This is a genomic window from Erwinia sorbitola, assembly GCF_009738185.1.
GTDB classification, from domain to species: Bacteria; Pseudomonadota; Gammaproteobacteria; order Enterobacterales; family Enterobacteriaceae; genus Erwinia; species Erwinia sorbitola.
Window position 1 is genome coordinate 1,063,609 of record NZ_CP046509.1, and the last position, 12,572, is coordinate 1,076,180.

A 12,572-nucleotide genomic window follows, 5' to 3' on the forward strand; every position below is an offset into this window, starting at 1 on the left:
TTTTATTTAGTTTTACAGAAAGGACGAGCCAGCAGGCCAACAGGGCCAGTGGTGTACCAGCGGCGGTTGCCACGGCTGCGGCTGTCGCGTCCCAGCGATTGAGTCAGGCGGTCGAGAATAATCGCCAGAATCACAATGCCGACGCCGCCAACGGTGGCCAGGCCCATATCCAGACGGCCGATGCCGCGCAGTACCATCTGACCGAGACCGCCTACTGCGATCATCGAAGCAATAACCACCATCGACAGTGCCAGCATCAGCGTCTGATTGACTCCGGCCATAATGGTTGGCATTGCCAGCGGTAGCTGAACTTTGAACAGCATCTGGCGCGGGCTGGCACCAAACGACTCTGCCGCTTCGATCAGGTCAGCAGGCACCTGTTTGATCCCTAAGATAGTCAGACGAACAATCGGCGGCAGGGCGAAGATAATCGTCACCACTACGCCAGGCACATTACCGATACCGAACAGCATCACGATAGGCACCAGATAGACAAACGCCGGGGTAGTCTGCATCGCATCCAGCAGCGGACGGATGATTTTTCCTGCACGTTCATTACGGGCCAGCCAGATCCCCAGCGGCAGACCAATGATGATGCAGAACAGCAGGGCGGTCAGCACCAGCGCCAGCGTCACCATTGCCTGCGACCAGGCGCCGATGGCACCGATGGCCACCAGCGATACCAGCGTGGCAACGCCCATACTGAAGCTGGAAAGCTGCCAGGCAATCAGCGCGAACACGATAATCGCTACCGGTGCCGGCATTCCCAGCAGCAGGTTTTGAAAGGCACTGAGGATATAATCCACCGGCAGGCGGATGCCCTGGAACAGGGGGCGGAAGTGCGTAACTATCCAGTCGATGGCGGTGGTGACCCAGCTATCGAGGGGGATAAGTGTTTTATGGAAGGGATCCAGGATACTGAAGTGTTCTGCCTGTGGTGCCGGAGCACTGTTCAGCCAGTCGCTGCTGCTGGATACAGCATCATGCCCCGCACCGCCAGTAGCCGCATCTGTTGCTGGCTGGCTGGTTGCAGCATCGGTTGGTGAACCCCATGGATCGCTGCTGGTCATCGCCGGGCTGTTATCCGCTGGTGTATTGCCAGCAGGGGCGGCATTTTGTGTGGTGCTGGTATCCCACGGGTTACTGGTTTGTTCACTCATGGCTGGCCTCCGTCACGGTCTAACGCCTGCAACAACATCCCTTTAGAAATAATCCCAACGTACTGACCTTCTTCACCAACAACAGGCACGGCACAAGGAGCCTGCGCTACATGAGAGAGCAGGTCACTTAATGAGGTCTCGGCGGGTACAGCCGCCGGGCTATCCAACAGCGCATGCTCCAGACCTTCGCCAGCGGCAAGCGCGATTTTCAGTGAATCAATGGAAACGGTACCGACGAAGCGCTGTTTTTCCAGCACATAACCGTATTCACGGTCGTTGTCCTGAAGCAGTTTGATCGCTGAACGAGGGCCAAAGCCGGGTGCTTTACGAATCAGTGCGGCTGCACTACGACGGGCAATATCTTTCGCGCTAAACACGTGGCTGATATCCACGCCGCGGAAGAAGGTGCGTACGTAGTCATTAGCAGGATTATTGAGGATTTCATCTGGCGTACCAACCTGAATAACTTCACCGCCTTGCATAATCGCAATACGGTCACCGATGCGCATTGCTTCATCAAGATCGTGGGAAATAAAGACAATGGTTCGCTGGTGGCGAGATTGTAATTTTACCAGCTCATCCTGCATCTCAGTACGAATTAATGGATCCAGCGCAGAGAAGGCTTCATCCATCAATAATATATCGGGGTTGATTGCCAGCGCACGGGCTAATCCGACACGCTGCCGCATTCCACCGGAGAGTTCATCCGGGTAAGCGTGAGCATAATTATCCAGCCCGACCTGACGCAATGCATCCAGCGCTTTATCCTGGCGTTCCTGTAACGGAATTCCGGCCAGTTCCATGCCGAATGCAGCATTATTTAATACTGTCATATGAGGCATTAATGCGAACGACTGGAATACCATGCTGATCTTACTTCGGCGCACCTGGCGTAATTCATTTGCAGATATTTTTGCAATATCAACGCCATCAATGATGACCTGGCCACGGGTGGGTTCTATCAGACGATTGAGAAGGCGGACCATGGTGGATTTACCTGAACCGGATAATCCCATGATGACAAAAATCTCGCCTTCTTCAATGGCCAGACTGGCGTCTTTCACGCCAAGAGACAACCCGGTTTTCTCCAGTAGCGCCTCTTTACTGATCCCTTTTTCGATGTGCTTAAATGCGCGCTCGGGGTTTTCCCCAAAAACTTTATATAAATTCTTTACTTCAAGTTTAATAGCCATGCATTAATTAATTTCCTGGTGATTGGTTGGTTTTATATATTCAGCTCTTCTGTTTGGGTAAATATTAGCGGCATATACCGTAGCACACTGAGAATCTGAGACAACCCTAAAGGGTCACAAAGGAAATGCCGGATGAGATGCCCGTCCCGGCTAATGCCAGAGCAGGTAAGGGATGAGGGCGAATTGAGTCAGGCTGAAAAAAATGGATATTTCGTTAGGAAATATCCTGTAGAAGGCTGAATTATGCCCTCAGCAGGGGGAGGGGATCGACAAATAATCGTCAGAAAAATGCCATATTTATGTCATCGGAAAAGTATGCGGACACTGAAAAACAATAACTAATTAGAAGGGGAATATAAGAAAGAGGGCCGCAGGATGCAGCCATCTCTGAAGGGATTAAAAGTCCCAGTCGGCGTCTTCAGTATCGACTGCTTTACCCATTACATAGGAGGAGCCGGAGCCGGAGAAGAAATCGTGGTTCTCATCGGCATTGGGTGACAGTGCAGAGAGGATTGCCGGGTTGACGTCGGTCATCTCAGAAGGGAACAGCGCTTCATAGCCGAGGTTCATCAGCGCCTTGTTGGCATTGTAATGCAGGAACTTCTTCACATCCTCCTGCCAGCCTACGTCCTGATAGAGCGCATCGGTATATTCCAGCTCGTTTTCATACAGTTCCAGCAGCAGCTCAATGGCAAATTGTTGCAGCTCTTCTTTACGCGCGGCACTTTGCATCTCCAGCGCTTTTTGATACTTGTAGCCAATATAGTAACCGTGTACGGCTTCATCTTTGATGATCAGACGAATAAGATCTGCGGTGTTGGTCAGCTTACCGCGACTTGACCAGTACATCGGCAGGTAGAAGCCGGAATAGAACAGGAAAGACTCAAGGAATACGCTGGCGATCTTTTTCTTCAGCGGATCGTTTTCGTAATAATGCTGAAGAATAATCTCAGCCTTACGCTGCAAGGGGCCATTTTCCTCGCTCCAGGCGTAGGCGGCATCCACATCGCTGGTGTGGCAGAGCGTCGAGAAGATCGAGCTGTAGGAGCGTGCATGCACGGCTTCCATAAAGCTGATATTAGACATCACCGCTTCTTCGTGAGGCGTCAGCGCGTCAGCCATCAGCGCCGGAGCTCCAAGGGTATTCTGAATAGTATCCAGCAGCGTCAGGCCGGTGAACACGCGAATGGTTAACTGCTGTTCATTGTGATTCAGGGAGTTCCACGAGGGAATATCGTTGGAAAGCGGCACTTTTTCCGGCAGCCAGAAATTACTGGTCAGACGGTTCCACACTTCCAGATCTTTGTCGTCTTCGATTTTATTCCAGTTAATGGCGTGAATTTTTTTTAATAACATTTTCGATTGTTCCTGGGCAGATCTTAGCGGGTCAGGCATGCCTGACCCCTACAAGATATTCATTCAACGCAGGGGCGAGGCACACCGTCGCCTCTGTACACTCGTTCACCACAGGGGCGAGGCACGCCTCGCCCTCAGTCATTCAGTCATTTGCTACAGCGAACAGGATACGCATCCTTCAACTTCGGTACCCTGCAAAGCCATCTGTCGCAGACGAATGTAGTACAGCGTCTTGATGCCTTTCTTCCAGGCATAAATCTGTGCCTTATTGATATCCCGCGTGGTGGCGGTATCGCGGAAAAACAGCGTCAGCGACAGCCCCTGGTCGACGTGGCGGGTGGCTTCAGCATAGGTATCGATAATCGCTTCCGGGCCAATATCATAGGCGTCACGATAGAACGCCTGGTTATCGTTGTTCATAAACGGTGCCGGGTAGTACACGCGACCGGTTTTCCCTTCCTTGCGGATCTCAATACGCGACACAATCGGGTGGATACTTGACGTGGCGTGATTGATATAGGAGATCGAACCGGTTGGCGGAATAGCCTGTAAATTCTGGTTATATAAACCGTACTGCATCACCGCCTCTTTCAGCGCCTGCCACTGCGGCTGGCCAGGAATGGCAATTCCGGCTTTAGCAAACAGCTCTGCGACCTTAGCTGTACGTGGCTGCCAGCTCTGCTCAACGTACTGGTTAAAGTATTCACCGCTGGCATAGCGCGACTCTGCGAAACCGCTAAAACTGGTGCCACGCTCCCGCGCCAGCAGGTTCGAGGTGCGCAGCGCGTGGTAGGTGACGGTGTAGAAGTAAATATTGGTGAAATCCAGCCCTTCCTCCGATCCGTACTGAATACTTTCACGCGCCAGATAGCCGTGCAGGTTCATCTGCCCCAGACCAATAGCGTGTGACCGGGCATTACCCTGTTCGATAGAGGGCACTGAGTGGATATGGCTTTGATCGGAGACTGCCGTCAGACCGCGCACGGCAATCTCAATCGTGCGGGCAAAATCTACAGAATCCATTGCATGGGCGATATTCAGTGAACCCAGATTACAGGAGATATCCTTACCGATGCGCTTATAGCTGAGATCATCGTTATATTCAGTTGGCGTGTTGACCTGCAAAATCTCCGAACACAGATTGCTCATATTGATGCGCCCGTGTATCGGATTGGCACGATTCACCGTATCTTCGAACATGATGTACGGATAGCCGGACTCAAACTGGATCTCTGCCAGCGTCTGGAAGAACTCCCGCGGATTAATGAAAGTACGACGGATACGCTCATCGGCCAGCATCTCTTCATATTTCTCGCTGATGCTGATATCGGCAAACGGCAGGCCATAAATGCGCTCCACATCGTACGGAGAGAACAGCGCCATCTGCTGATTATCTTTCGCCAGCTGAAAAGTGATATCCGGGATCACCACGCCCAGAGAGAGCGTTTTGATACGGATTTTTTCGTCGGCGTTTTCGCGCTTGGTATCAAGGAAACGCAAAATATCAGGGTGATGAGCATTCAGATAGACGGCTCCGGCCCCCTGACGCGCTCCCAGCTGGTTAGCATAAGAGAAAGCGTCTTCCAGCATTTTCATCACCGGGATCACCCCGGAAGACTGGTTTTCAATACGCTTAATCGGTGCACCGGACTCACGCAGATTCGAGAGCAGGAAGGCTACGCCACCGCCGCGCTTGGAGAGTTGTAGCGCTGAGTTAACCGCACGCCCAATCGACTCCATATTGTCTTCAATGCGCAGCAGGAAGCAGGAAACCAGCTCACCGCGCTGCTGTTTACCACAGTTAAGGAAGGTGGGGGTCGCAGGTTGAAAACGCCCGGCGAGAATTTCATCCGTCAGCGCCAGCGCCAGTGCCTGATCGCCTTGTGCCAGCGTCAGGGCTACCATGCAGACACGTTCGGTGAATCCTTCAAGATAGCGTTTGCCATCAAAGGTTTTCAGCGTGTAGCTGGTGTAAAACTTCCACGCCCCCAGAAACGTCTGGAAGCGAAAGCGGCGATCGTAAGCCTGCTGGAACAGCGAACAGACAAACTCAAACGGATAGGCATTCAGAACGTCAGCTTCGTAATAGCCTTCGGAAACCAGATACTGTAAGCGGTCAGCAATGGAATCGAACTGAACGCTGTTAGGGATCACGTGCTGGATAAAATACTGGCGCGTGGCCTCGCGATCTTTCTCGAACTGAATATGGCCATCAGCATCGTACAGATTAAGCATGGCATTAAGCGCATGATAATCAGGCGTTGCCGCAGTGGCCTCTATGAGTGTGCTGTCTGTTGCTGCCAAAATTGGGTTACTCCCTTGTATACGTGAGCGATATCGTCAGCGGTGCCCATCAGCTCAAAGCGATAGAGGTAAGGCACCTGACATTTTCGCGCAATAATGTCGCCAGCCAGGCAGTAAGCCTCGCCAAAGTTGCGGTTACCGGCAGCGATAACGCCACGGATCAGCTGACGATTATTGGTGTCGTTCAAAAACTGAATCACCTGTTTGGGAACCGCGCCCTGAGGCGTCCCGCCACCATAGCTGGGTACCACCAGAATGTAGGGCTGCTCCACCTGTATCTGCTGAGTGCATTCCAGCGGTATACGCACAGCCGGCAGGTTTAAACGGGTGATAAATCGGTGGGTATTTTCAGACAGGCTGGAGTAGTAGACCAGCGTGCTCATAATGTTATCCCCGTGCCGCCGCCAGATGACTCAGCGCATGGATTTTGTCCGGACGGAAGCCGCTCCAGTGATCCTGCTCTGCCATAACCACCGGTACCTGGCGGTAGCCCAGAGACTTGAGGGTCTCTACGTGGGCAGGCTCGCTGTCCAGGTTGATCAGCTGATAATCAATTCCCTTCTTATCCATGGCATTTTTAGTTGCGTTGCACTGGACACAGTTATCTTTAGTGTAAATAATAATGCGCATGATTCGTATTTACCTTGTTGGCCGGATATCTCAAATCTTCAGGCGCTGATTTACTGCATGGAGAGCGCCGCCACTGCCACACCATGTTGTGTGGTCTTGATGGGGTAAATACTAGATATAGTGCATCTGGATTGCAACCACACAACATATAGGTTTTTCATATTTATTTATTCAGTGCTCACACAAGCCTTGTGGCGTAAGGATTTCGCCAGAATAAAAAATTTTGCTGATAAAAAAAGCCCGCAGCTTTCGCCACGGGCTTCTCTGTTCTGCCTGTTTTATGTACTATCTGCCGGATGTACTGGTGCTGATCAGTGCTCCAACCAGGATACCCAGCGCGGCACCAATACCGACACCATGCCATGGTTTATCACGGATATACTCATCCACATGGCTGCCGGCATCTTTTGCCGCCCGCGTCACACGGTTAGGGCCCTGAAGTTTAGCCCGGGTTTCTTTCAGCAGGGATTCGGCCCTGGAGCGTGCTTCCTCTGCCTCTTCCTTTGATTTACTGCCCCAGGATTTCAGCAGGTCATCCAGGCTATCAGCCAGCAGAGAAACATCCTGATTCAGGTCGATATCGTTATTTTTCGTTGTCCGGTTGAACATTTTTTGCTCCCTTAGTCTGAAAAAGTACTATTAAGTATAGAACACCCTCGCAGAACGCCACGCGATTGACGGCGTTTATGGATTATTCCGAAAGCCCTGACTGTACAGCCTGATGTAAGGTTGCGGGGTTGGCAGACTTAGAGGAGCAAGCATGTATTTACGACCTGATGAGGTAGCTCGCGTACTGGAAAAAGCGGGATTTGAAATGGATGCGGTCACCGCAAAAACCTACGGTTTTCGTCGCGGTGAAGACTATGTGTATGTCAACCGTGAGGCACGCCTGGGCCGTACTGCACTGGTCATCCATCCCACGCTTAAAGAGCGAAGCCAGGCCATAACGGCGGCATCTTCAGATGTTAAAACCTGCGATCACTACGTACGATTCCCGATGTATCTGGCCGGTGATACCAACGATCACTACGGCATTCCACATGGTTTCAGCTCGCGAATGGCGCTGGAGCGTTATCTGGAAAGGATGTTTGGTTAATTTTTCCATTAGCTGTTTGCGTTACGTTTGAGGAAAATCCTGCGGTTGTTGACGAGCCAATGGCTGGATAAGCCGCCAATTAGTCGCGGTATTAGCACGCTAGTTTGCCGCAGCCAGCGACTAGACTGTTAGCATGACAGACTCAGGCAGGATGAACGATGAAACGGCTGATAGCAGCGCTGGCAGCAGTGTGGATGTTAACTGGCTGCGCGACAATTGTTGGTAGCGAAACTCAGGACGTAACACTCCAGACTCAGCCCCCGGGGGTGAAGTTTGTTGTGCAGGATGAAACCGGAAAAGCGGTGGCCGAAGGTTACACTCCGAAAACGGTGACGCTGAAAAAGTCCAATGGGAATTACTTCGGCAAGAAAAAGTATCTGGTGATGCTGGAACGCGCGGGCTATGTGCCGCAGACGCTGCCGCTGAAAGAGAGTCCAAACCTGTGGTATTTGCTGGGTAATATTCCGCTGCTCGGCTTCCCGGGCTGGCTGGTGGTTGACCCGTTCTACGGGGGGATGTACAAGATTGAACCGGAACGCCTGCAGACCATTATGAATCCGGTTGGCGCACGCGGCGGTTAAAACCAAACGGCAGGCGGGATTATCCCCCTGCCGTTGTCGTTTTATTGTGCAGTGGTTTTTACCATGCCCTGTGCAGGTTTAAATTTCTCCAGATACTGATGCTGGAAGATGCACATACGAATAGTGTTGCGGTATTCACCGTTGATAAAGAATTCGTGGATCAGCTCGCCTTCAATTTCAAAACCCAGCTTGCGGTAAATATGTATCGCTCTCTCATTCTCTTTATCGACAATCAGATAGAGTTTGTAGAGGTTGAGCACGGAAAATCCGTAATCCATCGCCAGTTTCGCCGCCTTGCTGCCCAGCCCTTTTCCCTGATGGCTGGGGGCAATAATGATCTGAAACTCTGCGCGGCGATGGATATGATTGATCTCCACCAGTTCAACCAGCCCGGCGTTACATCCATCGTGTTCCACCATAAAGCGGCGTTCGCTCTGGTCGTGGATATGCTTGTCGTAAAGATCGGACAGCTCCACAAATGCCTCATACGGCTCTTCAAACCAGTAGCGCATCACGCTGGCATTATTATCCAGCTGGTGGACAAACCGCAGATCTTCACGCTCCAGCGGGCGCAGTTTTACGCTGTTATCAACATACCTGGCAGACATAAAAATTCCTTTTAGCAAAAGCAACATTGCCCGGAGAGTATAACGGTTTATCACGGCCAAAAAAAACGCGCCCTGAGGCGCGTTAAGTCAGTATTGGATGATACGGTCAATCAGAAGTTGTAACCGACAACCAGGTAGTAACCGAAACCATTAGATTTCACGTTAAAGTTACCTTTACCGAAGTTCAGCTCGGTGCCGTCGTTCCACTGGCCGCCGTTGTGGAAGTAACGCGCCACAAACGAGTAGTGCCAGTGGTCGTAGCCCAGCGCAAGAATGTGGCTGGAAGCAATAGAGTTACTGGTGCGCTGGTGGTTTGGATCGTCACCGAGGTCGGAGCCCCAGTCAAAGTTGGTGAACCCGATATAGGTCAGGTTGCCGCCCCACAGCTGGGTCAGTGGTACAAAGTATTTCACCTTGAAGCGGTAGCCATCCCAGCTATCTTCATTTGCTGCACCGTAGTTTTCCCACTGGTGTTTCGCATATACGTTCAGTGACAGGCCAATATCGGAATGGGTGTCGATATCGGTACCCAGACCCATGTACCAGGTATTCTGGCGGCTCGCCTTATTGTCGCCCATATCGTAGATATAGTTGTTGGCGAAATACCACTCTTTAAACGGACCAAAACCAAGGTTAGTGCCGGTCAGTTTATCAATAGAGAAGCGCGGTTCGATCTCCATAAAGAACGGAGAACCATCGTCCCATGCGCCGACATCGTTGCCATTACCGACGCCGAACACTTTTGGCACATCGATATAGCCATAAAAATCAAACCAGTCTTTTTTGGCAAAGGCTTCGTATTCAAGATACAGGTCGTTATTCAGCTGCGGCCCGAAACGGGTATGGTAGCTTCCCACTACGTTAACACTCTGATGCCACCAGTCGGAAAGGTATTCCGGGTTGCTCTCTTCAGCCATTGAAACATTGGTATAAGAAAGTGCTGCCAGTGCGCCAGCCATCATAATTTTATATTTCATTTTTTATTACCACATGCTCTGAGACCTTGCTCAACAGCCAGCGCGCTGGAGGGGTCAGGTTATCTAAGGGCGACAAATGGGTGATTATTGATAGGAAGAAAGCACCCGCCATGAATACTGCGGCAGTGTGCCGCTAACAGGTCATTAGGAAATAGAGATTGCTCACACTTGTCAAATTCTGTTTCATTTCAATTCAGCTAAAGTGTGATGTAAGTCACAAATAATCACCCGTGCCGGGAACTTTCTCAATAATTGCGGTTTTCTGCGCCTGAAAACCTAAGTAAACGGTTGCCTGCGATAAGATGGCCTGTTCAGAGGAAAATCGGTCATTCATAACGCTACCCGTGCACGCTCGCAGTCTGCTTTAAATATAAGAATTTCTTATAAAAAAGAGCGTCGCTGCGGGGGTTTTAGTTGCATCCATCCCCGAGTTGCGCCAGCGTTTTTTGGTCGGATTTTTCCGCCTGCTGCGCCAGACGGGGAAAATCATCATAGCTGTACATCAGTGAAGGGGCGGGCAGGTTAGCCATATGATTACCCTGCCAAATCTCCAGGCGGCCAAAGTGCGAAAGGGGCTGATGGCCAAAATGATCGGGCAGCGTCAGCCAAAGTTCTGGCAGCGTATCTGCCGGACGAGAGGGTAAACGCCTGTCGCTGACGCTGTAGTTGCGTAGCCTGACCAGAAACTTATCCGGCACACGGCAGTGGCTGTTCCACCATGTGCCATCCACCATATCAAAATGGAAACGTGTGGCCTGCGGGCTGACCGCCTGTAGCTGTGCCAGCGCCTGTGGGATCATTTGTGCCATCGAATGCTGATACTGACGCAGTGACGACCCCCCGCCATTATTCAGCAGGTCGGTGGCTATACGTGCGCCGATCAGATTGGAATAAAGATCTTCCGGTGAAAACGCAGAAATAGCTTCTGAGTAACCGGGAACAGACTGGAAACCATACCACTGGGCGACTTCATGCCAGGTAGCGATCTGAAACGCGAGATGTGCAGCCAGACTGACGGACAGCTGGTATCGAGCCAGTTCACTTTTTGGTGGGGAGAACCGCCATAGCCGGATGATTCGCTGCCCCAGCTCATCGTCCAACTTTATCGTGGCGGGTTGACCCAGCTGCGGCAAAATTTGATTGAATAACCACAGAGTGTTGTCCGCGGTATCGCGCACGTGGGCGAGGTCAATAAAGCCGCCTCGTCGCGTGTAGACAATGCCATCATGTTCGCTGTTGATCCCACTCAGGGTAGAGAGGATGCTGATCCAGCTGTCATTGTAGTGATGCTTCCCGGTATCATCCGGCGCGACGATATTGCCTAACTTAAATAACGGAACCGGAATACCAATAAGTTTTGCACGCACGTCATAGCCAAAGGCGCAGCACGGGCGCAGACCATTTGGCGCTGAGAGTTTAGAAATTGTTGGCCATACGCGTAACGCCTGCGTTGCCGGGTGCTCTAAATCTCCCGTCGTCATCGGCTTAAATGGCTTTGGTGAAATATGGCAGGCATTCAGCAGCAGGCTTAACAGCACCATGCACTTTTTCATCAGAAGGCTTCTCCTATCTGAAAGTAAAAGCCTGAGCTCCTCTCACCGACACCATAGTCAAAGCGCAGATTCATTCTTTTTTTAATCTCAAAACGGTAGCCTACGCCCACCGAAGGCAGCCAGCGTCCATCTATCACTTCACTCGGGCGAGAGGACATACTGCCAGCGCCGACCCAGGCAACCACACCGTGCCTCCAGCTCAGTTTTTTACGTAATTCAAGCTGAGTCGTCATCGCATTACGTTCGCGATAACGCCCCTCGTAGTAGCCCCGCAGATGGTGGCTGTCGCCCAGGCTTCCCATCATGGTCCAGGGGACATGACCTGCGGCGAAACGGCCGTACAGATCCCAGGCAATCAGGGTGGTTGGATTTATCGGATGGTACAGATCGTACTGCATATCCCAGACGGTCAGATGATGATCTCCGCCCAGGGCCGGGGTGTAATCAGTGTAGCGAATATTCATCTGCTGGCCCCGGGTGGGATTAACAGGGAAATCACGTGTGTCATAGAGGAAGATGACGCTGACGCCAACATTCAGTTCGTTTAACGGTACCGGATGCTGGTAAAAGCTTCCTGATGCCTTATGTTGCAGCTTTGTCGCTCTTTGACTGTCAATCGCCGCACCAATCCCCGCGTAGGTATGTTGTTGCAGACGATACAGGATCTGCGGATTCGCTGAGATATTGCGAGAATTGTAGGACTGCTTGCCATGATTATTTCGCCCGGCAGAATATCCCTCGCCCCAGTAGTGAAGCGGGCGATGGCTGAACTGACCGTTGAGATAAAAGCGCCACTGGTCATTACGCAGGAACGTGTTGTTTTCGAAACCCACTCCCAGCGCTCCGGTTGAGCTGCCAAAACCGGTTAACGAGAGCGAAGAGAGCGGGGTATTTTGCTGATAGTCATCAGGTCGATAAAAACCAGCAGCAGCTACCCCGATGCCGATGCCCAGCTCAGGGGTGTAAAAAGGCCCTACCACCGTGCCCCAGTCGATGCTTTCTCGTGGGTCAACGTTGTGAGAACTCAGCTTGCAAAGGTATTCATCCACAGTTTCCCTGCTGGGCAAAAAGGAAGCCTGCGACAGCGGGGACGAGAGCATCAAAATTACCAACA

Annotated in this window: 13 protein-coding genes; 2 read left to right on the forward strand and 11 right to left on the reverse strand. The window is 51.6% G+C overall.

Annotated features, from left to right (window positions below):
* Positions 1-2: 2 nt before the first annotated feature.
* The 7 genes from proW to GN242_RS04795 form a co-directional block, all read right to left on the reverse strand.
* Entirely contained in the window at positions 3-1,160 is a 1,158-nt protein-coding gene (gene proW, locus GN242_RS04765; protein WP_156286987.1) for a glycine betaine/L-proline ABC transporter permease ProW, read from the reverse strand.
* Positions 1,157-2,353 (reverse strand): glycine betaine/L-proline ABC transporter ATP-binding protein ProV, encoded by a 1,197-nt coding sequence (gene proV, locus GN242_RS04770; protein WP_154753716.1) that lies wholly within the window; start codon positions 2,351-2,353, stop codon positions 1,157-1,159. The genes proW and proV overlap by 4 nt, the downstream gene beginning before the upstream one ends.
* Before the next feature lie 396 nt (positions 2,354-2,749).
* Positions 2,750-3,709 (reverse strand): class 1b ribonucleoside-diphosphate reductase subunit beta, encoded by a 960-nt coding sequence (nrdF, locus tag GN242_RS04775; protein WP_154753717.1) that lies wholly within the window; start codon positions 3,707-3,709, stop codon positions 2,750-2,752.
* A 153-nt stretch (positions 3,710-3,862) separates the two neighbouring features.
* Entirely contained in the window at positions 3,863-6,013 is a 2,151-nt protein-coding gene (gene nrdE / locus GN242_RS04780) for a class 1b ribonucleoside-diphosphate reductase subunit alpha (RefSeq protein WP_154753718.1), read from the reverse strand.
* Entirely contained in the window at positions 5,986-6,396 is a 411-nt protein-coding gene (gene nrdI, locus GN242_RS04785) for a class Ib ribonucleoside-diphosphate reductase assembly flavoprotein NrdI (protein ID WP_154753719.1), read from the reverse strand. Before nrdI ends, nrdE begins: the two co-directional genes overlap by 28 nt.
* Before the next feature lie 4 nt (positions 6,397-6,400).
* On the reverse strand, positions 6,401-6,643 hold the full coding sequence (nrdH, locus tag GN242_RS04790) for a glutaredoxin-like protein NrdH (RefSeq protein WP_133845802.1): 243 nt from the start codon (positions 6,641-6,643) through the stop codon (positions 6,401-6,403).
* A gap of 285 nt (positions 6,644-6,928) precedes the next feature.
* Positions 6,929-7,252, reverse strand: a complete 324-nt coding sequence (locus GN242_RS04795; protein WP_154753720.1) for a DUF883 family protein — start codon at positions 7,250-7,252, stop codon at positions 6,929-6,931.
* Positions 7,253-7,403: 151 nt separating this feature from the next.
* Between GN242_RS04795 and GN242_RS04800 the strand changes: the two genes are divergently transcribed.
* Both GN242_RS04800 and GN242_RS04805 read left to right on the forward strand, forming a co-directional pair.
* Positions 7,404-7,739 (forward strand): DUF2002 family protein, encoded by a 336-nt coding sequence (locus GN242_RS04800; protein WP_154753721.1) that lies wholly within the window; start codon positions 7,404-7,406, stop codon positions 7,737-7,739.
* A 158-nt stretch (positions 7,740-7,897) separates the two neighbouring features.
* Positions 7,898-8,320: a hypothetical protein gene (locus tag GN242_RS04805; RefSeq protein WP_156286988.1), complete on the forward strand. Its 423-nt coding sequence runs from the start codon at positions 7,898-7,900 to the stop codon at positions 8,318-8,320.
* A 41-nt stretch (positions 8,321-8,361) separates the two neighbouring features.
* On the opposite strand, the gene speG is transcribed toward GN242_RS04805, so the two are convergent.
* The 4 genes from speG to GN242_RS04825 all read right to left on the reverse strand — a co-directional run bounded on the left by speG (position 8,362) and on the right by GN242_RS04825 (position 12,507).
* On the reverse strand, positions 8,362-8,928 hold the full coding sequence (gene speG / locus GN242_RS04810) for a spermidine N1-acetyltransferase (protein WP_156286989.1): 567 nt from the start codon (positions 8,926-8,928) through the stop codon (positions 8,362-8,364).
* 110 nt (positions 8,929-9,038) lie between these two features.
* Positions 9,039-9,905, reverse strand: a complete 867-nt coding sequence (locus GN242_RS04815) for a nucleoside-specific channel-forming protein Tsx (protein ID WP_154753724.1) — start codon at positions 9,903-9,905, stop codon at positions 9,039-9,041.
* A gap of 410 nt (positions 9,906-10,315) precedes the next feature.
* The gene (locus GN242_RS04820; protein WP_154753725.1) at positions 10,316-11,458 is read right to left on the reverse strand and encodes a DUF4056 domain-containing protein; all 1,143 of its coding nucleotides are present in this window, start codon (positions 11,456-11,458) and stop codon (positions 10,316-10,318) included.
* The gene (locus GN242_RS04825) at positions 11,458-12,507 is read right to left on the reverse strand and encodes a BamA/TamA family outer membrane protein (RefSeq protein ID WP_231617131.1); all 1,050 of its coding nucleotides are present in this window, start codon (positions 12,505-12,507) and stop codon (positions 11,458-11,460) included. The genes GN242_RS04820 and GN242_RS04825 overlap by 1 nt, the downstream gene beginning before the upstream one ends.
* Positions 12,508-12,572: the final 65 nt, after the last annotated feature.

Bases quoted from the DNA above. Each gene is read 5' to 3' on its own strand.
- proV (WP_154753716.1), bottom strand. From the start codon at position 2,353: ATGGCTATTAAACTTGAAGTAAAGAATTTATATAAAGTTTTTGGGGAA.
- GN242_RS04820 (WP_154753725.1), bottom strand. From the start codon at position 11,458: ATGAAAAAGTGCATGGTGCTGTTAAGCCTGCTGCTGAATGCCTGCCAT.
- GN242_RS04795 (WP_154753720.1), bottom strand. From the start codon at position 7,252: ATGTTCAACCGGACAACGAAAAATAACGATATCGACCTGAATCAGGAT.
- nrdI (WP_154753719.1), bottom strand. From the start codon at position 6,396: ATGAGCACGCTGGTCTACTACTCCAGCCTGTCTGAAAATACCCACCGA.
- nrdF (WP_154753717.1), bottom strand. From the start codon at position 3,709: ATGTTATTAAAAAAAATTCACGCCATTAACTGGAATAAAATCGAAGAC.
- GN242_RS04805 (WP_156286988.1), top strand. From the start codon at position 7,898: ATGAAACGGCTGATAGCAGCGCTGGCAGCAGTGTGGATGTTAACTGGC.
- nrdH (WP_133845802.1), bottom strand. From the start codon at position 6,643: ATGCGCATTATTATTTACACTAAAGATAACTGTGTCCAGTGCAACGCA.
- proW (WP_156286987.1), bottom strand. From the start codon at position 1,160: ATGAGTGAACAAACCAGTAACCCGTGGGATACCAGCACCACACAAAAT.
- speG (WP_156286989.1), bottom strand. From the start codon at position 8,928: ATGTCTGCCAGGTATGTTGATAACAGCGTAAAACTGCGCCCGCTGGAG.
- GN242_RS04800 (WP_154753721.1), top strand. From the start codon at position 7,404: ATGTATTTACGACCTGATGAGGTAGCTCGCGTACTGGAAAAAGCGGGA.
- GN242_RS04815 (WP_154753724.1), bottom strand. From the start codon at position 9,905: ATGAAATATAAAATTATGATGGCTGGCGCACTGGCAGCACTTTCTTAT.